The organism is Ruegeria sp. C12, from assembly GCF_056537745.1.
Genome location: NZ_JBQFSA010000004.1, coordinates 258,976 through 284,904, shown reverse-complemented (window position 1 = coordinate 284,904; position 25,929 = coordinate 258,976). Strand labels below are relative to the sequence as shown.

29 protein-coding genes are annotated in these 25,929 nt (G+C 60.6%); 16 read left to right on the top strand and 13 right to left on the bottom strand.

The window, feature by feature from the left end:
* Positions 1-2: 2 nt before the first annotated feature.
* Positions 3-1,220, bottom strand: coding sequence for a flagellar hook-length control protein FliK (locus ACR0C9_RS10640; RefSeq protein ID WP_480780974.1), 1,218 nt, complete (start codon positions 1,218-1,220; stop codon positions 3-5).
* A 112-nt stretch (positions 1,221-1,332) separates the two neighbouring features.
* Between ACR0C9_RS10640 and ACR0C9_RS10635 the strand changes: the two genes are divergently transcribed.
* From ACR0C9_RS10635 to ACR0C9_RS10610, 6 genes are all read left to right on the top strand, one after another.
* Positions 1,333-1,599 carry a rod-binding protein gene (locus ACR0C9_RS10635; RefSeq protein WP_480780973.1) on the top strand — a complete coding sequence of 89 codons (267 nt, stop codon included), beginning with the start codon at positions 1,333-1,335 and terminating at the stop codon, positions 1,597-1,599.
* Positions 1,589-1,960: a flagellar biosynthesis protein FlgN gene (locus tag ACR0C9_RS10630; RefSeq protein WP_480780972.1), complete on the top strand. Its 372-nt coding sequence runs from the start codon at positions 1,589-1,591 to the stop codon at positions 1,958-1,960. The genes ACR0C9_RS10635 and ACR0C9_RS10630 overlap by 11 nt, the downstream gene beginning before the upstream one ends.
* Positions 1,961-2,158: 198 nt before the next feature.
* On the top strand, positions 2,159-3,409 hold the full coding sequence (locus tag ACR0C9_RS10625; protein ID WP_480780971.1) for a flagellin N-terminal helical domain-containing protein: 1,251 nt from the start codon (positions 2,159-2,161) through the stop codon (positions 3,407-3,409).
* Positions 3,410-3,486: 77 nt separating this feature from the next.
* Positions 3,487-3,861, top strand: a complete 375-nt coding sequence (flaF, locus tag ACR0C9_RS10620) for a flagellar biosynthesis regulator FlaF (protein WP_480780970.1) — start codon at positions 3,487-3,489, stop codon at positions 3,859-3,861.
* Positions 3,861-4,262, top strand: a complete 402-nt coding sequence (gene flbT / locus ACR0C9_RS10615) for a flagellar biosynthesis repressor FlbT (RefSeq protein WP_170455278.1) — start codon at positions 3,861-3,863, stop codon at positions 4,260-4,262. The genes flaF and flbT overlap by 1 nt, the downstream gene beginning before the upstream one ends.
* Positions 4,259-5,053 (top strand): DUF1217 domain-containing protein, encoded by a 795-nt coding sequence (locus ACR0C9_RS10610; protein WP_170624631.1) that lies wholly within the window; start codon positions 4,259-4,261, stop codon positions 5,051-5,053. The genes flbT and ACR0C9_RS10610 overlap by 4 nt, the downstream gene beginning before the upstream one ends.
* Before the next feature lie 111 nt (positions 5,054-5,164).
* Here ACR0C9_RS10610 and ACR0C9_RS10605 read toward each other — a convergent pair whose 3' ends face one another.
* The 3 genes from ACR0C9_RS10605 to ACR0C9_RS10595 form a co-directional block, all read right to left on the bottom strand.
* Positions 5,165-6,736 (bottom strand): DUF427 domain-containing protein, encoded by a 1,572-nt coding sequence (locus tag ACR0C9_RS10605; RefSeq protein WP_480780969.1) that lies wholly within the window; start codon positions 6,734-6,736, stop codon positions 5,165-5,167.
* A 91-nt stretch (positions 6,737-6,827) separates the two neighbouring features.
* The gene (locus ACR0C9_RS10600; RefSeq protein ID WP_170523814.1) at positions 6,828-7,529 is read right to left on the bottom strand and encodes a helix-turn-helix domain-containing protein; all 702 of its coding nucleotides are present in this window, start codon (positions 7,527-7,529) and stop codon (positions 6,828-6,830) included.
* On the bottom strand, positions 7,501-7,788 hold the full coding sequence (locus tag ACR0C9_RS10595; protein ID WP_170455270.1) for a hypothetical protein: 288 nt from the start codon (positions 7,786-7,788) through the stop codon (positions 7,501-7,503). Before ACR0C9_RS10595 ends, ACR0C9_RS10600 begins: the two co-directional genes overlap by 29 nt.
* A 176-nt stretch (positions 7,789-7,964) precedes the next feature.
* Between ACR0C9_RS10595 and ACR0C9_RS10590 the strand changes: the two genes are divergently transcribed.
* The 4 genes from ACR0C9_RS10590 to ACR0C9_RS10575 all read left to right on the top strand — a co-directional run bounded on the left by ACR0C9_RS10590 (position 7,965) and on the right by ACR0C9_RS10575 (position 11,885).
* Positions 7,965-8,429, top strand: a complete 465-nt coding sequence (locus tag ACR0C9_RS10590) for a hypothetical protein (RefSeq protein WP_170455268.1) — start codon at positions 7,965-7,967, stop codon at positions 8,427-8,429.
* Between the two features lie 112 nt (positions 8,430-8,541).
* Positions 8,542-9,174 (top strand): ribonuclease HII, encoded by a 633-nt coding sequence (locus tag ACR0C9_RS10585; RefSeq protein WP_480780968.1) that lies wholly within the window; start codon positions 8,542-8,544, stop codon positions 9,172-9,174.
* A gap of 92 nt (positions 9,175-9,266) precedes the next feature.
* The gene (locus ACR0C9_RS10580) at positions 9,267-10,367 is read left to right on the top strand and encodes a site-specific DNA-methyltransferase (RefSeq protein WP_170737798.1); all 1,101 of its coding nucleotides are present in this window, start codon (positions 9,267-9,269) and stop codon (positions 10,365-10,367) included.
* A gap of 141 nt (positions 10,368-10,508) precedes the next feature.
* Positions 10,509-11,885 (top strand): adenylate/guanylate cyclase domain-containing protein, encoded by a 1,377-nt coding sequence (locus ACR0C9_RS10575; protein WP_480780967.1) that lies wholly within the window; start codon positions 10,509-10,511, stop codon positions 11,883-11,885.
* 78 nt (positions 11,886-11,963) lie between these two features.
* Here the strand turns inward: ACR0C9_RS10575 and ACR0C9_RS10570 are convergent, their stop codons facing one another.
* Together ACR0C9_RS10570 and mutY are read right to left on the bottom strand one after the other, a co-directional pair.
* Complete coding sequence (locus tag ACR0C9_RS10570) at positions 11,964-13,100, bottom strand: alkane 1-monooxygenase (protein ID WP_170455414.1); 1,137 nt, start codon at positions 13,098-13,100, stop codon at positions 11,964-11,966.
* A 61-nt stretch (positions 13,101-13,161) separates the two neighbouring features.
* Complete coding sequence (gene mutY, locus ACR0C9_RS10565) at positions 13,162-14,217, bottom strand: A/G-specific adenine glycosylase (protein WP_480780966.1); 1,056 nt, start codon at positions 14,215-14,217, stop codon at positions 13,162-13,164.
* Between the two features lie 81 nt (positions 14,218-14,298).
* Between mutY and ACR0C9_RS10560 the strand changes: the two genes are divergently transcribed.
* Both ACR0C9_RS10560 and ACR0C9_RS10555 read left to right on the top strand, forming a co-directional pair.
* Positions 14,299-14,805, top strand: a complete 507-nt coding sequence (locus tag ACR0C9_RS10560) for a DciA family protein (protein WP_170455258.1) — start codon at positions 14,299-14,301, stop codon at positions 14,803-14,805.
* A 13-nt stretch (positions 14,806-14,818) separates the two neighbouring features.
* Positions 14,819-15,481 (top strand): DsbA family protein, encoded by a 663-nt coding sequence (locus tag ACR0C9_RS10555; RefSeq protein ID WP_170455256.1) that lies wholly within the window; start codon positions 14,819-14,821, stop codon positions 15,479-15,481.
* A 40-nt stretch (positions 15,482-15,521) separates the two neighbouring features.
* On the opposite strand, the gene lpxK is transcribed toward ACR0C9_RS10555, so the two are convergent.
* From lpxK to ACR0C9_RS10530, 5 genes are all read right to left on the bottom strand, one after another.
* Complete coding sequence (lpxK, locus tag ACR0C9_RS10550) at positions 15,522-16,520, bottom strand: tetraacyldisaccharide 4'-kinase (protein WP_170624713.1); 999 nt, start codon at positions 16,518-16,520, stop codon at positions 15,522-15,524.
* Positions 16,507-17,742 (bottom strand): glycosyltransferase N-terminal domain-containing protein, encoded by a 1,236-nt coding sequence (locus ACR0C9_RS10545; protein ID WP_170455253.1) that lies wholly within the window; start codon positions 17,740-17,742, stop codon positions 16,507-16,509. Before ACR0C9_RS10545 ends, lpxK begins: the two co-directional genes overlap by 14 nt.
* The gene (locus ACR0C9_RS10540; protein WP_170624621.1) at positions 17,739-18,539 is read right to left on the bottom strand and encodes a 3'(2'),5'-bisphosphate nucleotidase CysQ; all 801 of its coding nucleotides are present in this window, start codon (positions 18,537-18,539) and stop codon (positions 17,739-17,741) included. The genes ACR0C9_RS10545 and ACR0C9_RS10540 overlap by 4 nt, the downstream gene beginning before the upstream one ends.
* Positions 18,526-19,872: a TldD/PmbA family protein gene (locus ACR0C9_RS10535; protein WP_170624619.1), complete on the bottom strand. Its 1,347-nt coding sequence runs from the start codon at positions 19,870-19,872 to the stop codon at positions 18,526-18,528. Before ACR0C9_RS10535 ends, ACR0C9_RS10540 begins: the two co-directional genes overlap by 14 nt.
* A 135-nt stretch (positions 19,873-20,007) precedes the next feature.
* Positions 20,008-21,528 (bottom strand): DUF2125 domain-containing protein, encoded by a 1,521-nt coding sequence (locus tag ACR0C9_RS10530; RefSeq protein ID WP_170624617.1) that lies wholly within the window; start codon positions 21,526-21,528, stop codon positions 20,008-20,010.
* Between the two features lie 139 nt (positions 21,529-21,667).
* On the opposite strand from ACR0C9_RS10530, the gene ACR0C9_RS10525 reads away from it, so the two are divergent.
* From ACR0C9_RS10525 to ACR0C9_RS10515, 3 genes are read left to right on the top strand one after another with little or no spacing between them, the layout of a single operon-like run.
* Complete coding sequence (locus ACR0C9_RS10525) at positions 21,668-22,411, top strand: SDR family oxidoreductase (protein WP_480780965.1); 744 nt, start codon at positions 21,668-21,670, stop codon at positions 22,409-22,411.
* On the top strand, positions 22,408-23,016 hold the full coding sequence (locus ACR0C9_RS10520; RefSeq protein WP_170455246.1) for an enoyl-CoA hydratase/isomerase family protein: 609 nt from the start codon (positions 22,408-22,410) through the stop codon (positions 23,014-23,016). Before ACR0C9_RS10525 ends, ACR0C9_RS10520 begins: the two co-directional genes overlap by 4 nt.
* The gene (locus ACR0C9_RS10515; RefSeq protein ID WP_480627113.1) at positions 23,013-23,750 is read left to right on the top strand and encodes a VOC family protein; all 738 of its coding nucleotides are present in this window, start codon (positions 23,013-23,015) and stop codon (positions 23,748-23,750) included. Before ACR0C9_RS10520 ends, ACR0C9_RS10515 begins: the two co-directional genes overlap by 4 nt.
* Here ACR0C9_RS10515 and ACR0C9_RS10510 read toward each other — a convergent pair whose 3' ends face one another.
* Positions 23,751-24,047, bottom strand: coding sequence for an HNH endonuclease (locus tag ACR0C9_RS10510; RefSeq protein ID WP_480627114.1), 297 nt, complete (start codon positions 24,045-24,047; stop codon positions 23,751-23,753).
* On the opposite strand from ACR0C9_RS10510, the gene ACR0C9_RS10505 reads away from it, so the two are divergent.
* Complete coding sequence (locus ACR0C9_RS10505; protein WP_480780964.1) at positions 24,046-25,284, top strand: TIGR03862 family flavoprotein; 1,239 nt, start codon at positions 24,046-24,048, stop codon at positions 25,282-25,284. The genes ACR0C9_RS10510 and ACR0C9_RS10505 overlap by 2 nt on opposite strands.
* Here the strand turns inward: ACR0C9_RS10505 and ACR0C9_RS10500 are convergent.
* On the bottom strand, positions 25,281-25,868 hold the full coding sequence (locus tag ACR0C9_RS10500) for a glutathione S-transferase family protein (protein WP_480780963.1): 588 nt from the start codon (positions 25,866-25,868) through the stop codon (positions 25,281-25,283). The genes ACR0C9_RS10505 and ACR0C9_RS10500 overlap by 4 nt on opposite strands.
* Positions 25,869-25,929 lie beyond the last annotated feature (61 nt).

Sequence of the window (25,929 nt, the reverse complement as noted above, 5' to 3'; positions counted from 1 at the left end):
TGTCATAACCTCATATCGATGCCCCTGCCCGGGGCCGATTTCTGTGGAATTGCATTTGTATGGACCGCCGCTTCTTCGGATGGCATCTCGACAAAGCCAGAGGTGTTGGGATCGCGCGCGTCCTGCCGAAGGTCCGAAGACGTGCCCAGATCGAAGGACTGATCGCCATAGCCAAGCTTCTGGAACTCGGCGTTCAACACGGCAATATGTCGGCGCATCAGGTCCAGCGTTTCAGGACGCTCGGCGGCAATCGTGACATAAAACCCGTCATCGCGGCCATTCAGTACGATTGAAACCCGCCCCAATTCTTCGGGGTTCAGTGCAATCTCGATCGCGCCTGACCCGGGCCGCGCCTGCACCGCCGCGGCCATTTGTCCGGCAATGGCCCGTGCGACCTCGGCCCGCGCCGTCTGTGCGGGCGCGCTGAGTGACGGGGCCGATTCACGCGAAGATTGCAACACCGGCTCATCGGCCATAACAGGCAGAGCCTCTGGTTTCTCGACAGGTCCCGGTTTTTCAACCTCACGAGGGGTGGCCGTCGCCAGAATCTGCATCTGAGCGGTGCTGGGAGGTCGATCCATTGGCACCTGCGACTGCGGTGATTTTGGCAGGTCGCTCGCGATCTTTGGGGCATCCCGATGCATTGTCACCTGCCCTTTGGATGACAGCTCCGGCCCGTTTGTTGAACGTGCCGCGAAAGCCGATTCGACGGGCGTTCCAATATTCACCTGCGTGGCTGCAGGCGACGCATTGGGCGGGGCGTTGTTTCGCGTGTCCGGCTGCGGCACGGCTGCTTGTACGTCTTTGGGCGGGGCGGGGTCATGCAGGATCGTTGCTTGTGCCGCCGGGCCAGCTTCCAAAGTTTGCGGCACCGTCTGTGTGCCAATCGTCACTTGTGTTTGCACTGTTTTCCCCGTGGGCGGCGCCTGTTCAATGGCACGTTCGCCAACCGGCACCGGCTTGACCTCGCCCACAGCGAGCGTGGGGGCAGGAGGCTCGGCTTCGATATCGGGCCCGTCGGCGGCAATCTTGGCTTCGGGTAAATCAGCCCCTTCTTCTGTCACCTCGGGTATGGGATCTTGTTTCGGCGCAGAGTCCTGCTGATCCAGAATGTCCTGAAAATGCGCCGTCTTTTTTGACGCATCCGATTCGTGCGTCGCAACCTCGGGTTTGGCAGTCGATGTGGGCGCGTTTGTCGCCAGTGTCAGCGGGTTGGGCATTTTGCTCCGGCTCCGTCTTGTGTGACCGGAAATCTGCCCTCAGGAAGTTACATTTATTTTAACCGCTTTCCTCTTTGATCGAGAAAGTTCGATGCAATTTTCGGAGAAAGCAATGAAGGTTTCGGCCCTCCCCCCACCGGTTCCAACCACGGATAAGCTCAGGTCTGCAACCGTTGAGCTTGAGGCCGCATTCCTGGCGGAGATGTTGAAATCCGCCGGTCTGGGGGAATCGCGCGACTCGTTCGGCGGCGGGGCCGAAGAGGATCAGTTCTCGTCCTTTCTGGTTCAGCATCAAGCACGACAACTGGCCCAGTCCGGCGGCGTCGGGCTGTCGGAACTTTTACTCAAATCAATGATGGAGCGCGGAAATGACAGCTGATTCCGATACGATTCTGATCCGGTCGCTGGAAGAGATTCTGGACCTTGAACGTGCAGCACTGGTTGACGGTGATCTGGATCGCCTGACCCTGATGGTGCCGGAAAAAGAAAAGCTGATCGGTGCGATCAACGATCTTCAGGTTCGCGACAGTGCCGAGTTGATTCGCGTTCAGCAAAAGGTCGAACGCAATCAGGCCCTGCTGAACAGCGCGGCAGACGGCATCCGCGCCGTGGCCGCCCGCATGGCCGAACTGCGCCGGGTACGTCAGGAATTCAGCACCTACGGCGCAGATGGCCAGCGCAACGGGTACAAGGTGCGCAGCCATGCAAAGCTGGAAAAACGGGCACAGCCGTCGGTTTGATTCAAATCCGAAATTTCCGGGTTGGGCGTTTTAGCACTCCGTTAGGGGATCACGGTCAAGAGTGTCCCTGCACTTGATGAACACAGGTGGCGCGAACGGCCTCAGGGTGCGTCGCACAGGTCAGAACGACAGCAAAGCCCGCAGGCATTGCGGGGTGAAACTGGGCGCAAAAGGCCCGAACGGAAAAGGATGAAAGCTATGTCCAGCATTCTGACAAACAATGGCGCAATGGTTGCGCTGCAGACCCTGAAGTCGGTCAACAAGAACCTTGAAATGACCCAGAACGCGATCTCGACCGGTAAGGATGTCGCGACCGCCAAGGACAATTCGGCCGTGTGGGCGATCTCCAAAGTCATGGAGTCGGACGTCAAAGGCTTCAACGCCATCAAGGACAGCCTGTCACTGGGTGAATCCACCGTTGCCGTAGCGCGGAATGCGTCGGAAACGGTGACCGACCTGCTGACCCAGATGAAGGGTAAAATCGTTGCCGCGCAGGAAGGCAATGTTGACCGCGCCAAGATCAATGACGACGTGACCGCGTTGCGCGATCAGATCGCATCGGTTGTCGGGGCCGCGCAGTTCAACGGTCTCAACCTGGTGGATGGGACCGCGGGCACTGTCTCGATCCTGTCCTCGCTTGACCGTGATGGCACCGGTGCCGTGAACTCTGCGTCGATTTCGGTGGCCAGCCAGGACCTGTCGATTGGTGGGTATACGGCCAAGGGCGTTCTTGCCGGTTCGGACGGTGCGACAACCGACAATGACGTGGCAGGCTTCACCATGGACCGCACCACGGGCACTGGCGACATTCTCATCGACAGTTCGACGGACAACTTCGAAGTCGGTGACAGCGTGTCGATCCGCGTTGGCGATCAGAAAGTGTCATATACGATCCAGGACAGCGATCTTGATCCGTCGGGAACCTATGACGAGAACTACACCGATGCTCTGGTCGCGGTCGGCCTGAAGAATGAGATCGATGCACTGGGTATCACGGGTCTTGCCGTTGATTATGACGCGTCCAGTGCGCCGAACACCCTGTCCTTCGCGACGGGTACCGCCGCTGCAGGTGCTGATGCGGATCAGGACATTTCTATCTCTGCTCAGTTCACCAACGCGGGTTCTGGCGGTCTGGGTGCGCTGAGCTCAATTGACGTGTCGACCGATGCAGGTGCAGCGGCAGCACTGGGCACGATCGAAACGCTGATCGATACCTCGATCGACGCGGCGGCGGCCTTTGGGTCCGTGCAGGGTCGGATCGAAACCCAGCAGGATTTCGTTTCGAAACTGACCGACTCGTTCAAGTCCGGTATCGGCTCGCTGGTTGATGCCGACATGGAAGAGACCTCGGCTCGGTTGCAGGCCCTGCAGGTACAGCAGCAGCTGGCAACCCAATCGCTGTCGATTGCCAACCAGGCGCCACAGTCGATCCTGTCGCTGTTCCGTTAATTCCGGAACCTCGTCGGGGCGCGGGTTTCGCGCCCCGGCATTGACCGCATGAAGACGGCCTATTGGAAGGATTTCAAGTGACCCCGCAAATGCTTGCTCACAACGCCTACGCGCAAACCGCTGCCCCTATTCGAACGCCTCGCGATACTGAATTCGAGGCGATTTCGAAAATCACGCGCCGTCTCAAAGCGGCCGCAGCACGCAAGTCAACTGATTTTGCCGGATTTGTTCAGGCCGTGCATGAAAACCGGCGTCTGTGGACGGTTCTTGCAACGGGCGTGTCTGACTCGGATAACGCCCTGCCCAAAGACCTGCGGGCCCGCATTTTCTATCTGGCGGAGTTTACCGAACATCACAGCAGTCAGGTTCTGACCAACAACGCAACCATTGATCCCTTGTTGGAAATCAACACCGCAGTTCTGCGCGGGCTGCGTCAGGGTGGGGCCGCGTGATGGGGGGGCTGGTCCTGAAATTGGCCCCGAAAGAGAGGGTTCTGATCAACGGCGTTGTCATTGAAAACGGGGATCGACGCAGCCGGTTCTCGATCATGACGCCGCAGGCCAATGTGCTGAGGTTGCGAGATGCCATTCACCCGGATGAGGTGAATACACCCGTCCGTCGTGTCTGTTACGCCGCGCAGCTTGTTCTGTCCGGGGATATGGATCCTGTTTCCGCAAGACAACAACTGCTGCGCCGCGTTGAAGAACTGAGTCAGGTTTTCACCGATGCCGACAGCCGGCGCGTTCTGACCGAAGCAACCGATGCGCTGGTGGCCGAGCATTATTATAAATGTCTGAAATCGCTCCGCTCGCTATTGCCGAGGGAAGAGCGTTTGATGGCCTATCAGCAATGACCTTCCAACCCGTCATACCCACTGGCGGGCTGGTCGGCTGGCGCTTTCTGCAACGCACGTACGATTCGCAGTTTCAGGCCTTTTCGACCTCGAACATCAACGAGCGAGAGACACGGTATTTTCTGGAAAACATCGGTCAGGTCGAAACAGCCGAACAACTGGTGTCGGATCGGAGGCTGTTGCAAGTCGCACTTGGGGCGTTTGGGCTTGAGGGTGATCTGGATAACCGCTTCTTCATCCGCAAGATCCTTGAGGATGGAACCAGCGCCGATGACGCCTTGTCCAACCGGCTGGCCGACAAGCGGTATCGCGAGTTCTCGGACGCTTTCGGATTTGGCCCCGGTCAGGTGCGGCGGACCGGATTTGCATCGCTTATGGAGCAGGTCGCACAGGACAACATGACCGCACGTTTCGAGATCTCGGTAGGTGACTCGGATGAGTCCATGCGCATCACCCTTTATGCGCAACACGCACTGACCGAACTGGCTGAGGCGGATACAAGCACGGACACGAAGTGGTTCGATCTGATGGGGTTACCGCCGCTGCGCAGCATGATGGAAACGGCATTGGGATTACCTGCGTCCTTCGGGCAGTTGGACATTGATACGCAATTGGTCGAGTTCAAAGAGCGTTTGTTCAGTCTGACGGGCTCTGAAGATCTGTCGCAATTCACGGATGAGGGCGCTGTGTCCCGCCTGACCGATACCTACCTTGCGCGCAGCCAGATCGCGCAGTTGCAGAACACGATCTCTCCTGCGCAGACCGCGCTGATCCTGCTGGGGGCCGGGTAATCCTTTGATGGCCGAACAAGTCACGGGATGAACCGTCTTTGGCGAAACTGGGTTCGCCGAAGACTATGATTGCACTTCTGGTCGGACGACCCGGATCGAAGCACGGGTAAGCTAAGAATTCAGGATGTCATCTGCAGATGTGCGCAAAGCATAGGATCTGACCGGCTTGGACACATTATGCAACGCGACCTCGCCCAAGGGCTGCGCATGTGCGCAGGCCGGCGCGATGTCTTCCGAAACTACGATGCGGTGCCCAACGGTTTTGCCGAACTCCCCCAACCGGGCGGCGACATTGGCAGCCTGACCGATCACGGTGAAATCCAACCTTTCGCGCGAGCCGACATTGCCATAGGTCACACGCCCATAGGCCAGACCGATCGAGCAATCGCAATGGGTGTCGGTGCCGGCTTGCCGCAACTCGCCCAGTCGTTCGACAATTCCAATTGCCGTACGTTGCGCGCTTTCTCGCGCGACCGCGGGGTCGTCGATGGCCGGAAAGACAGCAAGCACAGCGTCGCCGATGAATTTCAGAACTTCTCCCCCATTGTCGTGAACGATGCCGGATACGGTTTCGAAAAACTCATTCAGAAGGTTGATATAAGCCGCACGTCCCAATTTCTCTTCAAGGCTGGTCGAATTGCGCAGATCGCAGAACATGATCGCCGCATCAATCTCATCCCCGTCGCCGCGACGGATTTCACCACCCAGAACCCGCGCCCCGGATCGTTTGCCGACATAGGTTTCCAGCAGAACCTGCGCGTTCTCGCGCTGCATGAACACTTCGTAATACCGAGCGATCACGGCCGAGCATTCAAAAACCAGCCCAAGATTTTCGGTCGTGAAGCCGTTGGGGTGATCGCAGGTCAGGGTCAGAACATTGGTGCGCCCGTCCGAAAACGGCAGCGGCATGGCGACATAGTCCGTTGCGCCCTTGGCCCTCAAATCCTCCATGATCGGGAAACTGTTATGGGGGTTCTCGTCGTTCAGCCGTTGCCGCACGCCACCCAGCCCGTTGGAAACATGACGCAGCGGGCTGTTGATAAACGCCGGATGGTCATGGATCTCGTAGGTTGGTGCGTGGGTCAGAATCTCGGCCTGATCCTTTTCCCAGATATAATGCTTGCCCACGATCAGGGGATGAAGCGACCAGGCCAGAATGCTGAGGCGTTGAATCGCGATCCCGTGTTCCAGCATTTTCTCGGCCAGCGCTTCTGTAAACGCCTCGGGCGTATTGGCGGTTGAGGCACCGCGCATCAGCCAATCAATCAAGGGGCCGCTGATGTTCCCGTCATCAGGTTCGCGCAGTTGGTTCTGGCCCAGATCGATCTCGGTATAGGCGCCGGGCATGAACCCGATATGGCCCTGAATCGCGATGCTTTCCGGCAGCGCGTCTTCATAGGCCCAGACGGAATTGGTCAGATGCTCACCCGGCAGGTTGATGTCATGATAGGTCGCGGTGCCCTTGAACGGGCAAAAGGTCTGCAGTTCGGTTTCCGAACTCAGGTCCACGCACAAATCCGCGCGCGGGATGTAGAGGGTGGGCGGCAGCCGTGTCTCATACATCACCTTGGCATTGTGGCTCTCGGCCAGAAGAATGTCGTTCCGGTAAATGGCAATTCTGCCTTTCAACGGCTCGACAGAGATTCCGTAACCTTTGGGTCTTGGTGTGGCGTGGACGTTCATGATCGACCTCCCTTGCCATGGGGTCCCAAAATAATGGGGTTTTCCGGTCTTTATTCCAAGGGGCACGGCCCAGTTTTTCCGCTGCGCCGGGTCACACCATCTGGATGACGTCCTTTTCGATGGACAGCATATAGCCCTTTTTGGCGATATTCTTGACCAACAATTCGCTGACCATCTGGTTGCCCAACGCGTCGCGAAGGCGTTTGATACGGGTGGCCCCGGCTGCCTCGTCACAATCGGCTGCATCACGGCCCGAGATCATCGCCTCGATCTGGGCACCTGACAGGACCTCGTCGTCAAGGCGGGATTCGGCCAGAATGGACAGGGTTTCCATCGCGGCAGGGGTCAGTTTGAAGTCCATGTTGTTGAGGTAAACCGTGTTTTCCTCGCGGCTGATCAAAAGCGAGGTCACCTGAATCCCGGTGCGTTCGATCTGTGCCATGCGCCGGTTCAGCAGCACCAGCATCACCAGAAACACAAAGGCCGAAATCAGCATCGCGCAGGAAAAGACAAGCAGCACATAGATGACCATCCGATAGCTGGCCAGCGTATCGGCAAAGGCGGTGCCGGATTGGGCCAGAATCTCCAACAGCCGGATTTCGGCCTGCGTGGTCAGGTCGCTTTCGACAAACAGCCTTTCGACCCGTGCGTTGAAGGCGTTGGCGTCGGGCAGGGTCCAGAACAGAAATGCGGCTGCGGTCACGAGAATGGCCAGGATGGCAGCAATGCCCAGCCCGACCAGTCGAACCCCGGAGCGTCTTGCGTCAGAAACGGAGATAGAATTTTCCGGCATTGGCCTTCCTTTGATCCAACCCTTCCGGCCCAAACACCGACATGACGTTCAGCAAGGTCCAGCCGGACCCGCGCAGGCGCTGCGCGACCTCCTGCTTTGCCTGCCCTTTTTTGCACGAAGACACCTGCATCACGCCGTAATGCAGGCGCAACGGATTGTCCTGTTTGGCCTTGTAGTCGGCATAGCAATCCGCCGCCAAAGCAGAGGAGCCCACCGATAACAGGGTCGCAATGACCAGAGAAGAGAGGATCTGTTTCATAGGCCGCATCCTGCGCATGGGTGGCCGGGATATTCAATAACATAAGGGGTTAGACGCGGCTGATATTCGATAACAACCGCGCGTTATTGCTTGTCTGAAGGGGGCGGGCCCAGTGTCGGGGCATCACATTCGCGGTCCTTAGCGGGTCCGCCCCAAGTTGCGAAAGGACATGCATCATGCACCGCAAATTCATCGCCCTGATCGTCGCCACCGCCATTGCCGTTACCGGCGTCTCCGCCTCGCAAGCGCGGGCTGCAGATACCGGGGACATTCTTGGCGGGCTGGCCGCAATTGCCATCATCGGCGCGGCGGTCAATCACTATAACAAGGAAAAGCGCAGGGATCGGCCGAGCCGCCAGTATCATCACGTGTACAAGGAACCGAAGATCGTACATCCACATGTTCGCCCGGTTCCGAAACGCGTGGCGCGATATGACCTGCCGCACCGGTGCCTGCGGACAATCAAAGGCTACGGACCCAACCGGCAGTTGCTTGGGCCAAAATGCCTGAAGAAACACTACAAACATGCCAATAGCCTGCCCAACCAATGCAAGGTCGGTTTCTGGAACGGCAAAAAGGTCAAGCGGGGGTATGAACCCGCGTGCCTGCGCCAGCAAGGATACCGCGTGGTTTACCAGTAATCGGTCACGAGCAGGAGCGGTGCCGCAAGAAGCGCCGCGCAAGAGAGGGGGCGGCGCAAGCTGCCCTCTCTTTTTTCTTGCGGTCGGTCGTGAAACGCGGTTTGCCAAAGGGATGATGGTACCGAATTTTGAACTTGAGCAGGCCCTGCTGGACCGGGGGCATCTGCGTGTCGCAGGTGTTGATGAGGTCGGGCGCGGCCCGCTGGCCGGGCCGGTTGTGGCGGCTGCGGTGATTCTGAACCCCGACGATATTCCCGACGGGTTGAACGATTCCAAGAAACTGACCGCCAAGCGCCGCGCCGCTTTGGACACGGCCTTGCGGGACAGCGCCGAATTTGCGATTGCCGAGGCGTCGGTGGAAGAAATCGACGAGCTCAACATCCTGCGCGCCTCGCATCTGGCCATGGCGCGGGCGGTGGCGGCCCTGGACCCTGCGCCCGATTTTTTGCTGATCGATGGCAATATGATACCGCGCGGCCTGAAAATCCCTTCGCAGGCGGTTGTCAAAGGGGATGCGCGATCGGTGTCGATCGCGGCGGCCTCGATCCTTGCGAAAAACTGGCGTGATCAGGTGATGGTGGATTTGGCGCAACAGCATCCGGGCTATGGGTGGGAGACAAACGCAGGTTATCCGTCAAAACAACACAAGGAGGCGCTGCAAAATCTTGGTGTGACCCCACACCATAGACGTTCGTTCAAGCCTGTCCACAATATCTTGTATCAAGAGCAAATCGTAAGTCGCTGATTCAAAAAAGAAATTGACGGCGAATCGTCTTTGACTCATCCTTGTCTCAACCAAATGAGCGCAAAAGCGCCGTGGATACTTGAGGCAGTAAAATGACAACAACCACCAAAAAGGGCGCAAAAGCGCTCCCTTTAAACACGATTCTATCCGGGGACTGCATCGATGTGATGAACAGTCTGCCCGAGGCGTCGGTTGACCTGATCTTTGCGGATCCTCCGTATAATTTGCAGCTCAAGGGGCAATTGCATCGCCCGGATAACTCTCAGGTGGATGCGGTTGACGACCACTGGGATCAGTTTTCCAGCTTTGGCGCTTATGACCAGTTCACCCGTGATTGGCTGAAGGCGGCGCACCGTCTCCTGAAACCCAATGGCGCGATCTGGGTGATCGGGTCGTACCACAACATCTTCCGCGTGGGTTCGGCCCTGCAGGATGCCGGCTACTGGATCCTGAACGACGTGGTCTGGCGCAAGTCGAACCCGATGCCAAACTTCCGCGGCAAGCGATTCACCAACGCGCATGAGACGATGATCTGGGCGTCCAAGCGCGAAGGTGCGAAATACACGTTCAACTACGAGGCGCTGAAAGCCCTGAACGAAGGCGTGCAGATGCGCAGCGACTGGGTGCTGCCGATCTGCACCGGGCATGAACGGCTCAAGGATGAAAACGGCGACAAGGCACATCCGACGCAGAAACCGGAATCGTTGCTGCACCGGGTTCTAATCGGCTCGACCAATCCGGGGGATGTGATTCTGGACCCGTTCTTTGGCACCGGCACGACCGGTGCGGTTGCCAAGATGCTGGGACGCGAGTTCATCGGCATCGAGCGCGAGGAAAGCTATCGCAAGGTGGCCGAGAAACGTATTTCCAAGGTCCGTAAATTCGACCGTGAGGCGCTGGAAGTCAGCGCCAGCAAACGCGCCGAACCGCGCGTGCCCTTTGGCCAGTTGGTTGAACGCGGCATGCTGCGCCCGGGCGAAGAGCTGTATTCGATGAACCAGCGCCACAAGGCCAAGGTCCGCGCCGACGGGACGCTGGTGGGCGACAACGTCAAAGGTTCGATCCATCAGGTCGGCGCACATCTGGAAAACGCGCCGTCCTGCAATGGCTGGACATACTGGTGTTTCAAGCGCGACGGCAAGACGGTGCCGATTGACGTGCTGCGCCAGCAGATTCGCGCGGAAATGAACTGATTTCACGAAAACCGCCGGTGCCTGTGACCTGACACATGGCACTACGCCTTGCCCCGCCGATCATCCGGCGGGGTCTTTTGTTTTGGTCGCAGGAATGGTTGCATGGGATCATCCTGATACCTGGTACGAGAGCGACCCGTCATGACAGACACCAGCGCCAGCCCCTCGCGTTTTGAAAGGTTCTTTGTCACCCGGCCCGACAATTTCGATCTGGACAACAAATATACCGAAGCCGCGCTGGAACAGCACAAGCGTGAGGGGCTGGAACTGGCCGTTCGCGCCCGCTGGATCGCGATGGGGCTGACCGGGGTGTTGCTGATCTATCTGAACCCGCAGTGGGAGGTGTTGTGGTATCACTTCATCCTGCTGCTGCTCTGCGCCAATGGCTGGCTGATCCGCCGCGCGGGCCGGGTGGGGCAATCGCGGGCTGAGCTGTTGCTGATCTTTGTCGATCTGCTGATCATGACCTTGGGCATGATCGTACCCAACCCGTTCAGCGACGATGTCCGACCGCTGGCGATGCAGTACCGGTTCGACAATTTCCAGTATTTCTTCATCATTCTGGCGGCGGGCACGCTGGCTTATTCCTGGCGCACGGTGATTGCCATCGGGTCGTGGACCGCAGGGGTATGGACTGCTGGGTGGATCATTGCCTGGTGGATCGCCACCCCCTTCCCCGGGATCAGCGAGCGGGTGGCGGATGCGTTGCAGGGCTATCCGGATGTGGCCGAAATGTTGGATCCAAACAGTTTCCGGGCCGAACTGCGCATCCAGGAGGTGATCGTGTTTGTAATGGTCGCGGTGACGCTGGGCGTGTCCATGCGGCGGCTGAACCGGCTGTTGATGACCAATGCGGGGCTGGAACGCGAGCGGGCGAACCTGTCGCGCTATTTCTCGCCCAATGTGGTCGATGAACTCAGCCAGAATGACGAGCCGTTGAAACAGGTGCGCAAGGAAAACATCGCGGTTCTGTTCATCGATATCGTGGGCTTCACCAAGTTTGCGGCGGGTCGCGACCCGTATGAGGTGATCGAGGTTCTGCGCGGGTTCCATGCCCGGATGGAGACCGAGGTGTTTCGTCATCATGGGACTCTGGACAAATATCTGGGTGATGGGTTGATGGCCACGTTTGGCACGCCGGTCCCGACGCCGCTGGATGCCACCAACGCGCTGGGCTGTGCGCGGGCGATGGTGGACATGATCGACCGCTGGAATCTGGAACGCCGTCGCGCGGGCGAGGTTGAGATTCATGTGGGGATCGGGGTCCACTATGGCTCGGTCGTGTTGGGTGATATCGGGGCCAACCGTTTGGAATTTGCGGTGATCGGCGATGCGGTGAATGTCGCTGCCAAGCTTGAGGCGATGACGCGCGACTATAAGGCACGCGTTGTGGTCAGTGACGCGCTGCGGGCTCAGGCGTCGCAGGAAAGCCCCGCATACGCGATGGAAGGATTCACTAGGCGCAGCGCTCAGGCCGTGCGCGGCGTGGCCGACCCCATGGATATCTGGGTGTACTGAGGGGCTCCCGCCCGTCGTTGCTGCATCGAAGATGCAGCGCCTTCGGTTGGGCCGGGCAGCGCGCAGGGCGCGCTGCGGTCACGCATTTGGCTGGGGGTTCTGCGCCTTGTTGTAGGGATGCCAATCGGTGATCTCGGGGTAGTATTGCCGCCGCCAGGCCCGCACACGGGGGTTCATGACGCGCCGCCACAAGGGCGGGATCATCGCGGCCACCGTCATGACCGGGTAGCCATGGGGCAATTGCGGCGCGTCCTCTTTTGCGTGGTTTTGCAGCAACGGAAAGCGCCGGTTGGGTTTGTAGTGGTGATCCGAATGGCGTTGCAGGTTGATCAGCAACCAGTTTGACGCCTTTTGCGAGGCGTTCCAGGAATGGCGCGGCAGAACATGTTCGTATTTCCCGTCGCCGATATGTTTCCGGGTCAGCCCGTAATGTTCGACGTAGTTCACCAGTTCCAACTGCCAGATCGCCACGCCCGCTTGCAGCAGGAACAGCCCCAACCCGGACCATCCGCCGATCAGGGCCGCAAGCGCCAGCATTCCGCCTTGCAGCGCCCAATACCGCCAGAACGGGTTCGACGGGTCGGTCCAGGGGCGATCCTTGCGGGCCAGCTTGTCCCGCTCGGCTTTGAAGGCGGACATGAGGCATTGCAGCAGGACGCGCGGGTAGAAGCGGTGGAAGCCCTCGTTATACCGCGCGGTCACCGGGTCGCGTGGAGTGCCGACATAGCGGTGATGGACCAACAGATGTTCGGACCGGAAATGGGAATAGAGGACCATGGCAAGCAGGATATCGCCCAGCCAGCGTTCCAGCCGGGATTTCTGGTGCATCAGCTCGTGGCTGTAGTTGATGCCAACCGTACCCGAGAGGATGCCCATACCGAAAAACAGCCCGACCTTGGACCAGCCTGACAGGTGATCGGTGTGCGTGACATACCAGATCAGGCCAAACAGGGTGACAAACTGAACCGGCACCCAAAGCTTGGTCAGCAGGATGTACCAACGCAGCACATCGTCTGGCGTTTCGGGATCGGCATTGTCCAGGTTAAGGCCGGTCAGGCGGTCCAGCGCGGCAAAGGCCCACCAGGTCGTCAGCGGGATCAGCAGAACCCACCAGCCGCCTGCGATGGCTGTGATCCAGATCAGGGGAACCAGCAGAAAGGACACCCAGAAGGGCAGAGCCGTTTGCCAGCGGGTCAGGGTCTCTGTTGTGATCATCATTCGTGCTCCGAACCGGTATGGGCAGCCTAGCCGGGCGACCCAATGGGGCACAACGGGCTTATTGCCCGCGCCACAGATCGTGGGCCTTGCGCATCACGGTTGGCAGGTCGCTGGGTTTGAAATCGTGTTTGGGCAGTATCGTCAGGCCGTTTGGTGTTTCTTGCTCAGGCAGGTCCGCTGTCCAGATACGCAGAACCAGATGGAAATGAGTGAAGGTGTGGCGCACTTCGCCGGGCAGCAGGTTCCAGTCGGCGCGGAACGGAGGTGCCTCGGCTGGTGCATCCGACCAGTCCGAGCCCGGCCAGCCCAGCATTCCGCCCAACAGCCCTTTGTCGGGACGACGCTCCAGCAGCAACGCTCCGTCCCGGCGCTGGGCGATGTAGATATGCCCGAGGCGGGTGGGTTTTGGCTTTTTCGGGGTCTTCCGGGGCAATTCTGCCTGCGTTCCTGCGATGCGGGCCAGACAGGGGTCACGCAGGGGGCAGATGCCGCAGGCGGGGGATTTCGGGGTGCAGATCGTTGCGCCCAGATCCATCACCGCCTGCGCATGGTCGCCGGGGCGCTGATCCGGCGTCAGCGCGGCGGCCTTGGCCTTCAGAACTGGTTTCGATCCGGGCAGTGGATCATGAATGTCACAAAGCCGCGCCATGACACGCTCGACATTGCCGTCCAGCACGGTCTCGGGCCGGTCAAAGGCAATGGATGCGATGGCGGCAGCGGTGTAGGGGCCGATCCCCGGTAGGTTCAGCAGGGCGTCATAGGTGTCGGGGAACCGCCCGTCATGCTGATCCGCCACGACCCGGGCGCATTTCAGCAGGTTGCGGGCGCGGGCGTAGTAGCCAAGCCCTGCCCATTCGCCCATCACCTGATCATCCGGCGCGGCGGCCAGATCATGAACGGTTGGCCAGCGCGAGGTGAAACGCATGAAGTAATCACGTACGGCAGCAACGGTTGTTTGTTGCAGCATTACTTCGGACAACCAGACGCGATAGGGGTCTGGCTGCACGCCTGCGGCACGATCCGCAGGCCCTACGCGCCATGGCATGTGCCGCGCGTGACGGTCATACCAGTCGAGCAATGCGGCGCTCAGGTCGAATTCAGGGCTGTCACGCAAGATTTATCTAACTCTCTGTCGGGTTTCGCTGGCACCTGCCGTTTCGCCCATTACAATAGCGGCGCAGGAGTTGGAAACCAGATGCAGCGCAGACGTTCTTCGACCCGCGGGTTCAAACGGACCGCGACATTGCTGAACGACCAGATCAGGCGCGCCGGGGAAAGCCGGGGCTTTGCCGTGTCGCGTCTGTTGACCCACTGGGCCGAGATTGTGGGGCAGGACACCGCCTCGATCGCGCGTCCGGTCAATGTGGGCTATGGCAAGGGCGGGATCGGCGCGACGCTGACCCTGCTGACCACGGGCCCACAGGCCCCGATGCTGGAGATGCAGAAGGAACAGCTGCGCGGCAAGGTGAACGCCGTATACGGCTATAACGCGATCAGCCGCATTCGCATCACCCAGACCGCTCCGACAGGATTTGCCGAGGGGCAGGCCAGTTTCGATCACAAACCGAAACACGCAAAACCGGAAATAAAACCAGAAATTGCGGCCGAGGCAGACAAAGTGTCGCGCGATGTTCACGATGGTGATTTGCGCGCTGCCCTTGAACGTTTGGGCCGCAACGTTTTATCCAAACAGAAACGCTGAGAAAGGGCTGAGAATGAGCCGTATTGCAACCGTAATCTGTGCGGCTGTCGCCGTCGCCGCTGGCGGCTATTGGCTGACAACCTCGAATTCCACCCCGGCCAACCCGCTGGTTGGCAGTGCCATCGCGCAAGAGGCCGATCTGGACACCTCGACCATCGTCGAAATGGTGCAGGGTGCCGAGGATGCGCCGGTCGAGATCATCGAATACGCATCCTATACCTGCCCGCATTGTGCAAATTTCCATCAGGGCGCGTATAAGCAGCTCAAGAAGGATTTCATCGACACCGGGAAGGTCAAGTTCATCTACCGAGAGGTGTATTTTGACCGCTATGGTCTGTGGGCCTCGATGGTTGCGCGCTGCGCGGGTCCCGAGAAGTTCTTTGGCATCACCGACCTGATCTATGAAGGTCAGTCCGAATGGACCCGCGCGGGCGGCCCGCCGGAAATCGTCGACGAGCTGCGCAAGATCGGGCGTCTGGCCGGGATCGATGGCGATCAGCTAGAAGCCTGCCTGCAGGACGGTACCCGCGCCCAGACACTGGTTGCGTGGTATCAGGAAAACGCCGAGCGTGACGATATTCAGGCCACCCCGTCCTTCATCGTCAACGGCGAGAAGGTGTCGAACCAGTCCTACGAGGATTTCAAGCGGCTGATCGAAGCCGAGCTTGGCAGCTAAACCCATTCCCGGTCAGCCCGTTCAGGGCTGGCCGGATCCATCAGGGCGAAGGTGCCGCCTTTAACAGCATCTCGCGCACAGAATCGGCATCTGCCACTTGCAGGCGCACCGGCAGGGTCACGACCTTGCGACGAAAGGCATCGGGCAACCGGACCGCATCTTTTTCCGTTGTCACCATCTGGGCACCCAAGGACCGGGCTTCGTTCTCAAGCCGGGTCATAAGGGCTGTCGTCAGCGGTTGGTGATCGTCCAAAGCCTCGGCCCGCAGCAGCTCGGCCCCTTGCTGGCGCAGGGTCTGGAAGAATTTCTCGGGATGTCCGATGCCTGCAAAGGCCAGCACGCGCGACCCGGCCCAGTCCATTCCTGTTTGCAAAGGTTCGACGACACCGGTCGCGTGCGGCACTGAAATCTGATCGCCCCACTGATCGGCAAATACCTGTTGCGCGGGGGCGTCGCCAAGGGACAGAACCAGATCGGCGCGTTTCAGGCCCACATCGACGGGTTCGCGCAAAGGCCCAGCAGGCAGGCACAACCCGTTCCCGAACCCGCGTTGCGCGTCCACCACGATGATCGAGAAATCCTTGGCGACCGAGGGGTTCTGGAACCCGTCATCCAGCACGATCACACTTGCGCCTTCTTGTGCGGCAGCACGCGCACCGGCGGCGCGATCCTTGGCCACCCAAACCTCGGCAAACATGGCCAGCAGCAGCGGTTCGTCGCCGACTTGCGCGGCCGAATGTTTGCTTGGATCGACCCGCACCGGTCCTTCCAGCGACCCGCCATGTCCGCGTGTGACGATATGCGGTTCGTGCCAGTTGCTTCGCAACTGTTCCACAACCCAGATCGCCGTGGGGGTCTTTCCGGTTCCGCCTGCATTCAGGTTGCCGATGCAGATCACCGGAACGCCCGGATTGACGCCGGTATCGGATGCAACGCGGCGCGCGGTTGCCGATGCGTAGATACGGCCCAGAGGGGCCAGTAGCCGCGCCCGCAGGTCCAGCTTGTCTGGGCCGGTGTTCCAGAACTCAGGTGCTCGCATCATCTGCACTCCGCTGGTCCAGCGCTTCCTGCACCATGTCGATCAACTGGTCGGCCTGCGGCGCGCCTTCGGTGATCATTTGCCATCCTGCAAGGGCCATGCCCGCCGCCTGATCGGGGGCCAGAAGCTCGACAATCGCATCGCCCAATTCGGTGGCGGATTTCACCATGCGTGCCGCCTTGACCTGTTTCAACTGATCGTAAAGCTCTTGCTGGCTGTGCACAAAGGGGCCGTGCACAATGGCCGATCCCAATGCAATCGTCTCAAGCGGGTCCTTGCCAGCTGCGCCACGTTCAAGCGAACTGGCCATGAATGTGACGGGTGAGACTCGTTGCCAGAGGCCCAGATCTTCGGGCTCGGATGTCAGAATGACCTGTGTCGTGTCTTCGATCTTGTCGCCCTGATCCCAGTAGGCACAGCGCAGATCCATCGATTCAAGCCGCCTGTGCAGCGGTCCGGCTTCGCGCATGTCGGCCACATGCAGCACCAGCGCCAGACGCGGCAGCATCCGCATCGCCTGACGATGGGCACTGAGAACCGAGATGAATTCCTTGTCCTGCACCCATGCCGCCAGCCAGACGGGCCGACCCGAAAAGATGTGATTGATCTCAATAAGCTCGTCTTCGGGCCAGGGTTCCGGGTTGGGGCTGATCTGCAGGGGGGGAGATACGGCAACCTTGGCCGATGCAACACCCATGCGCCGGATCTGGCGTGATGTGTCTTCGGATTTGGTCAGGATTCTGTCAAAGCAATCAAATGTATACCGGGAAATGTCCGGCAGCCACCGCGCGGTTCTGGGGATCTCGATCTCCAGCGTCGCCTCGATCAGGATCAGCGGTATGCCCCGTTCCTGAGCGCGGGTAATGATGTTGGGCATCAGGCCGCCGCCAACCCACAGCCCCATATTCGGACGCCAGTGGTTCAGAAACCCGCGTGCCGCGCCGGTGTGCTCGACCGGCAGGGTGATCAGCGGATAGGGCGTTTCGGCCCATCGTTTCAGGTCAGCCTTTGGCGGTGCGCTCAGCAGGATGGACAGGCCGGGCCGGACCTGTTGCAGACGGTGGCAGAAGTGATTGATCACCCGCAGCCGGTCCTGATCTGCGATGTGGATCCACAACAACTCCCCTTCAGGTCGCGGCAGGTCGGGCTGGCCATTGCCGTTGGGAACCCCCCACGACAAAACCCGATAGGCCGCAAGGCTGAGAGAGCGGGGCTTGCTCATCCGCTGATCCCGGGGCCGTTGGGATCCAGTTGTTCGGATAGCTGGTCGTGCAGGGGTTTCCCGGCGGCAATCACCCCGTTCAGGCGGGGATGGGCATTGTTGAAGCGCAGCGGTTGGCCTGCACGGTCGGAGCAGATGCCGCCCGCCTCGCGCACGATCAGGTCGCCTGCCGCGATGTCCCATTCCCAACTGGGGCGCAGGGTCAGCATCCCGTCGAACCGGCCCTGCGCGACCAGCGCCATGCGATAGGCCAGCGACGGGCGATAGGCCCGCGTGAACGACGGGGGCTGGCCCTGACGCCAATGATGGGGCGCGAGGTTTGGTTTGGCCGCCAAAAGCTCGGAATCGTCCAGCGTGGCGGTTGTTGCGATGCGGATGGGGGCGCCGTTCAGCGTGGCCCCCTGACCCTTGGCTGCGGCGTACAGCAGGTCGCGCAGGGGCAGATAGATCACCGCTGCCGTGACCTCACCCTTCTCAGCGATGGCCAGCGAATGCGCCCATGTGCGGGCACCCTCGGCAAAGCTGCGGGTGCCGTCGATCGGGTCGATGACAAAGACGCGGTCGCGGTTCAGCCGATCCGGCGTATCCTCGGTTTCTTCGCTCAGCCAGCCGTAATCGGGGCGGGCTGCGGGCAGGTGCTGCTCCAGCATGGCGTTTACCGCCAGGTCGGCCTCGGTCACCGGCCCGGCCCCGTCGGGCTTGTCCCAGCGTTGCGCCTGCGCCCCGGAATAGCGGGTGGCGATCTTTCCGGCCTCAAGGGCTGCGTCGATCAGAAGTGGCAGATCAGTTGCCGGCAAGCGTCATTCCTTCGATCAGCACCGAGGGGACGACCCGCGACAGATAAGCCCGCGCGTCATTGGCCGGGATCATCCGTTTCAGCATGTCGTGCAGATTGCCTGCGATGGTGCATTCGTTGACCGGGTGCGTGATCTCACCGTTTTCGACCCAGAATCCGGAGGCCCCACGCGAGTAATCGCCGGTATTCGGGTTGATTGTCGAACCGATCATCGACGTCACCAACAGGCCGGTGCCCATGTCGCGGATCAGGTCCGCGCGGCTTTGGTCACCCTGGGTCAGGCTCAGGTTCCAGTTGCTGGGCGAGGGCGGCCCCGACACGCCGCGTGTGGCGTTGCCGGTCGAGGCCATGTCCAGCTTGCGCGCGCTGGACAGATCCAGCGTCCAGCCCGTCAGAATGCCGTTTTCGACAATCGCGCGGCGGCGGGTCGGCAGCCCTTCGGCATCAAAGGGGCGCGAGCCCGAGATGCGCGGGCGGCTGGGGTCTTCGATCAGAGACAAATGTTCGGGCAGAATCTGCTTCCCAAGGCTGTCTTTCAGCCACGAGGCCCCGCGCGCGATGGCGGCACCGTTGCTGGCGGCCAGCAAATGCCCGATCAAAGACGATGAGATACGTTCATCAAACAGAACTGGAAAGCTGCCGGTCTCGGGCTTGCGCGCACCCCCAAGGGCCACGGCGCGTTCGCCCGCCTTGCGACCGATCTCCTGCGGGTCGCGCAGGTCGGACTGGAACGTGCGGCTGTCGCCGTCATAATCCCGCTCCATCCCCGTGCCTTCGCCCGAGATGGCGACGCACGAGGTTGAGCGATAACTGCGCGCATACCCGCCCGAAAACCCGTTCGTGGCGGCCAGAAAAACGCGGTGGGTTCCATAGCTTGCACCGGCGTCGGACACTTGCGACACGCCCGGTACGGCCAAAGCGGCGGCTTCGGCGGCAAGCGCATCCTGCATCAACGCATCTGGGGCAGGTTCCGGGGTGGGGTCGAACAATTCCAGCGCGTCGATGTCCCAGCCATTGGCCAGTTGCGCGGCATCGGCCAACCCGGCAAAGGGGTCCTCGGGGGCCTCTTTCGCCATGGCAACGGCGCGTTCGGCCATCGCGTTCAGGGTTTCGGGACGATTGTCAGAGCTTGAGACGATGGCCTGCCGTTTGCCGACAAACACCCGCAGCCCAAGATCGGTCCCTTCCGAACGTTCCGCATGTTCCAGGGCCCCGCCGCGCACTTCGACCGAGACCGACGAGCCGTCGATAACAATCGCATCGGCCGCTTCAGCCCCGGCTTTGCGGGCCGCATCCAGCAGGGATTGGCTGATTTCTTCTGGTGTGCGCGTCATGGGGCCTCCGGTTTGACTGCAATGGACCTAGCCTTGCACAGCCCGTCTCGCAAGACCCGTGACCGAATGGTTTTGTGACGTCTGCACCGTAGGTCAAGGGCAAGGGCGCGCGGTCACGCCCTTGCCCGATCACATTTACTTAATACGCTGACCATTCGCCAGAATCTGGCCGTCTTCGGTGAATTCGATGGTTGAATTCAGCGTGTCGGGCTCATCCCCCGGCACCGCCATCATGCCCATCATCATCCGGGCGCCCAAGGCATCGCTGTCGGACATCAGGCCCATTCCGATCAGCTTGTCGATCAGTGCATTTGCCCCCACCAGTTGAAGGTTCGCGACACCAGCCGGGGCGGGCATGCCGAATTCCTCGGTGTTTGCGTTGTCGAAGGTGAAATCGCCGTCACCGGTCAGTCTTGCCCCAACCAGCGAAACCAGAAGCTCGTTGATCTTCAGCGAGTGCAGCTCGGCCGGAATCTCGCCTGTTGCTTCGAACTCGGCGGCCTCTTCGGGATCGAAGATGTTCATCAGAACTTTGGCGGTGCCGCTGGTGTCCAGCGCGATGGTCGCCGGATCGCGGGGCAGAGTGCCTGCGGGGTCAAACATGCTCCACAAGATATCCGACATGGTGAAATCGGTCAGGTTCATCGAGAAGCCAAACGGCTTGACCTCATCCGAAGGTTGAACCGGAATCTCAAGTTGCAGACCGGCTTTCTCCATCGCGGCTTCCAATGGGAAGGGCAGGTCCGCCGTTGTCACCGCCAGCTTGGTATTGTTCTGCTCGATATCATAGGCAATCCGCTCGGCATCCATGCTGGCCGCAAAGCGCCCGCCTTCGGATGAGCTGGCCATGTTGAACTGCTCACCCTCGCTGACGCCGCTGATATCGGTCTTGCCCGAGGCATAGGTGAAATCGCCCGCAAAGGCGAAACCGGCAGCGTACAGCGCCTCAGGATCGCTGAGGTCAAATTCCAGCGGCAGGATGTTTTCACCCGCAAACGTCAACTGGTCCATTTTGCCGACAAACAGGCCGGAATCGCCGTTCTCAGGGTCTTCGAACTGGATGTCGTAGGACAGTTCGGCGGCTTCGAACGTCTGATCGATTGTGCGCTCATCACCGATCAACATGCGAGAGCTTCCGGACAGGTCGGTCATGTCAAAGCTGACATTCAGAGCATCATCGGGCAGGGCTTCGTCGCCAGCCTGCAACTCGCCCAGAACGATGCTGAGGGTGGATGCGGAATAGTCATAGGTCATGTCTTCGGGCGAGCCGGAAACAACCATGTCCAGATCGGTCTGCGAATAGATCAGGTCGACCGAGAATGCCTCATCTTCGGCCGTGCCCGAGATTGTCATCGGGAAGCTGTCGGGAAAGCCGATGCTGACGGTGCCATCGCCGTTTTCGGTCAGTGTCATTTCCGGCATGACCATCTGGAACTGACCGTCATCTTCGGGGAAGGTCATCGACAGGGTCATGTCCGCGATTGTGGTCACGTCCCCGGCGTTGCTTTGATCGCCGGTAATTGTATAGCCCATCGACTGGAAATAGTTCTGCCAATCGGCCCAGACATCATTTGCAGTCAGGTCGGCCCAGGCGCCTTGGGTGGCAACGGCGTAAGCCAGGGCTGCGCCGCAGCTGCGGCGAAGGAAAACAGACATAAGGTAACCCTTCTTGATCAATTTGTGGCGCATGGTCGGGGTTGCGGCGGGTATCGTCAAGGGGCAAGGGCTGGACGCCTTCCCCGTTTCCGCGCTACGGCTTTGGACAAGGACCAGCCCACGGATTGAGGAGGGGGAAATGCAGGGAAAAACAGTACTCATAACAGGGGCCAGCCGGGGAATCGGGGCCGAGGCGGGGCGCGTTTTTGCCGCAGCCGGGGCCAATGTCGCGCTGATTGCACGCAGTCGTGATCAGATTGATGCGCTGGCGGCTGCGCTGGGGGATAACGCGATTGCGCTGGCTTGCGACGTCAGTGATTTCGCGCAGGTCGAACAGGCGGTGGCCGATTGCGTTGCCCGGTTTGGCGGTCTGGACGTACTGATCGGCAATGCAGGTGTGATCGAGCCGATCTTTCACCTGTCCAACGCCGATGTCGCATCCTGGAGCCAGGCCATCGATATTAACCTCAAAGGCGTATTCTACGGCATGCGCGCCGCCCTGCCGGTGATGCGCGCCGCCAGGGGTGGTACGGTCCTGACCGTCTCGTCCGGTGCGGCATCGAACCCGGTTGAGGCGTGGAGCCACTATTGTTCCTCGAAAGCGGGTGCGAAGATGCTGACCGAATGCCTGCATCTGGAAGAGGCGCATAACGGTATCCGCGCCATGGGCCTGTCGCCGGGCACTGTGGCCACGGATATGCAACGTGTCATCAAGGCCAGCGGCATCAACCCGGTTAGCCAGTTGGATTGGGATGTTCACATCCCGGCGGACTGGCCCGCGCGGGCGCTGATGTGGATGTGTTCGTCAGACTCGGATGAGTTCTTGGGCTCCGAGATTTCCCTACGCCAAGATGACATCCGCCAAAGGATCGGCTTGACGTGATTGAATTGACGAAGGACGACGGTCTATGGACCGTCACGATCAATAACCCGGGCAAGGCAAACGCCCTGACCGGTGCGATGCTGACCGAACTGGCCGAGATTGCCGAGGCCGCGACCGAGGCCAGCGCGCTGATCCTGACAGGTACCGGCAAAGTGTTCAGCGCCGGGGCCGATCTGGACGAGGCGCGCGCCGGGCTGGCCACCTCGGACGTGTGGGAGCGCCTGTCGGGCGCGATTGCCGCCTTGCCCTGTCTGACGGTGGCCGCATTGAACGGTACGCTGGCCGGTGGGGCCAACGGGATGGTGCTGGCCTGTGATCTGCGCATCGCGGTGCCCTCGGCCAAGTTCTTCTATCCGGTGATGAAGCTGGGCTTTCTGCCGCAACCGTCCGATCCCAAACGCATGGCGGCCCTGATTGGCCCGGCGCGGACCAAACTGATCCTGATGGCAGGGCAGAAGATCACGGCAGAGGAAGCCTATGCCTTCGGTCTTGTGGACCGCATCGTCGCGCCCGAAGACCTGATGCCCACAGCGCGCGAGCTGGTGGCGGACAGTGTCGCTGCAAAGCCCGACATCGCCGCTGGCATCGCCGAGCTGTGCCGATGAGGTTGTCCGCGCTGCGATTGCGCGTCGCCGATCCGGATCGCCTGGCCGGATTTTACCGGAACGCGCTTGGCATGTCGGTGCGGGCCGAAGGGCAAAACCGCCGCGTCGGCTATGACGGGCAGGATGCGGATCTGTTGCTGATGCCAGGTGGCGGCGGGTACGCCCATGATCAGGGGCAACGATACTGGAAGATCGGGATTACTCTGCCCGATGTGGACGCGGCGGTTGAGGCGTTGAGCAAACAGGGCCATGCTGTCAGTGTCCCGCGCCAGTTTCTGGATATCGGCTACATGGCCCATCTCAGCGACCCCGAAGGCTTTGTGATCGAACTTCTGCAACATGATTTCGAAGGCAACCGGCCCGAAAATGCAGCCGATCCCGCGAACCCGTTCGCGCAGGCGCGGGTCGGTCAGATCACCCTGCGTACCGGCGATATAGCCGCCGAGGACGCGTTCTGCCGCGCCCGGGGCATGAAACTGCTGTCAATGCAGGACGTCGCTCCATACGGGTTCGATCTGCATTTCTACGCCTTCACGCAGGACGCCCCGCCTGATCCCGACCCGTGGGCGGTCGGAAACCGCGAATGGTTGTGGAAGCGCCCCTACACAACGCTGGAATTTCAGCACATTCAGGGCGCGCAATTCGCACCGGTGCCGGATTTCAAGGGGTTGGAGTTCGAGGGCCTGGCCCAGCCGATTTCGGATGCCTTCGGTGATCCCGTCCTGCCCGGCTGATCACCGAGCGCGCCGTTTTCCCGGCACTTTCGAACGAAAACCGGGCGGGCGTTTGCGGACCCAGTTCAGGAATTTCTCAAGCCTGGGATGCGCGCGCAGGGCCTCGACCGTGTTGAAACTGCGCGCCAATTCGGCCTCGGTCAGCGTGGCGTGGATTTCCTTGTGGCAGATCTGGTGCAGCAGAACGGTGGGTCCGCCCTTGCCTCCTTTGAGTTTTGGGATCAGATGATGCAGGCTGCCGCCGCCTTCGGGGATCGGGCGGTCGCAAAGCGGGCAGATCGGATCGCTGTTCGTCATGATCGGGAATGATGCGCCTGTGGGCGACGAAGGCAAGAGGGTGCGAATGGCGCAGGCAGTGGTGATCGGGGCAGGTCCCGCCGGGTTGATGGCGGCGGAACAGCTTGCCCGGGCCGGTCACTCGGTTCTGGTGGCCGAGGCCAAACCCTCGGTCGCGCGCAAGTTTCTGATGGCGGGAAAATCGGGGCTGAACCTGACCAAGGATGAACCTTTCGAGACCTTGATCCAGTCTTATGACGAAGCCGCCGACTGGCTGCTTCCGATGCTGGCCGAGTTCGACGCGCAGGCCGTTCAGGACTGGGCGCGCGGTTTGGGGCAAGAGCTGTTCACCGGCTCGACGGGCCGGGTATTTCCAACCGTCATGAAAGCCTCACCCCTGTTGCGCGCGTGGCTGGCCCGCCTGTCAGAAGCGGGCGTTGAGATCAGGACGCGCTGGCGCTGGACTGGGTGGCAGGGCGATGTGCTGACATTCGACACCCCGGACGGCGAACACAGCCTGACGGCAAGCGCGACAATTCTAGCGATGGGCGGGGCCAGTTGGGCGCGATTGGGATCGGACGGCAATTGGGCGACCCCCCTTGCCGACAAAGGTGTTCAGATCACCCCGTTTGCTCCCGCCAATGCCGGTCTTCTGGTCGACTGGTCCGACCAAATGGCATCGCATTTCGGCGCGCCAATCAAAGGTGTTGCCCTGCAAGCCGGGTCCTTGCACACACGCGGCGAGGCGGTGATCTCGGCCCGCGGGCTGGAGGGCGGCGGCATCTACACCATCTGCAAAGCGGTGCGAGACGGGGCGCCATTGACGCTCGACCTGATGCCTGATGTGTCGCAGGACGACGTGGCGCAGCGCCTCAGCAAACCGCGCGGCAAGGCCAGCCTGTCCAATCACATCCGCAAAGTTCTGAAACTGGGGCCGACCCGAACGGCGTTGCTCATGGAGTTCGGGCGGCCCATCCCGTCCGCGCCCGATGCCTTGGCGCAACTCATCAAATCGCTGCCGGTTCATCATGCGGGCCCGCGGCCAATGGACGAAGCCATCTCAACCGCAGGTGGCGTTTCGTGCGCGGCCCTGACCGATGGCTTGATGCTGACGGCCCTGCCAGGCGTTTTTTGCGCCGGAGAGATGCTGGACTGGGAAGCGCCAACAGGTGGTTACCTGTTGACGGCGTGTCTGGCCACAGGGCGCTGGGCCGGTCGATCCGCAGTAGACCGGCTGAGGCAAAACGGTCCTGATTAATTGAGTTCGGCCAGTTTCTTATAGGCAGGCCGGTTCCGCATCTCTTTGCCGTAGGCTTTCAACACGTCCGAATCCAACGAAAAGCCCGCGCCCTTTGCCCAGCTCATGCAATGTACCAGCAGGATATCGGCGATGGTCATTTGATCACCCATCAGGAACGGACCCTGGAACCGTTTCTCTAACCGCTTGAAATTCTGATCGAACTCCCATTTGGCGGCCTCGCCAATCTGCGGGACGCGCTTGTTCTCGGGCAGGATGAACCCGTGCCGTGCCGCAACCCACAGGACCGCGTCCAGTTCGTCCAGAATCGCGTGGAACACCGAATCCTGAGCGGCGCGTTCAGGGCTGCCCGCCGGGAAGGTGAAGGCCCCGTGTTTGTCGGCCAGATAGGTCATGATCGCGGAACTGTCCGAGATCACATGATCGCCGTCCACCAGAACCGGAATCTTGCCGCTGTGGTTCAACGCGGCAACCTGTGGATCACGTGGTCCGACATTGACCAACTCGTACGGCTGCCCGAGCTCTTCCAGCAGCCAGATGACGCGCGAGGCGCGGCTTTGGACGCGTCCATAGATCTTGTACATGCTGATCTCCTGCCATTTGCTGGCCTGAGTGTGGCCCGGAACGGGCAGGGGTCAAGACAAA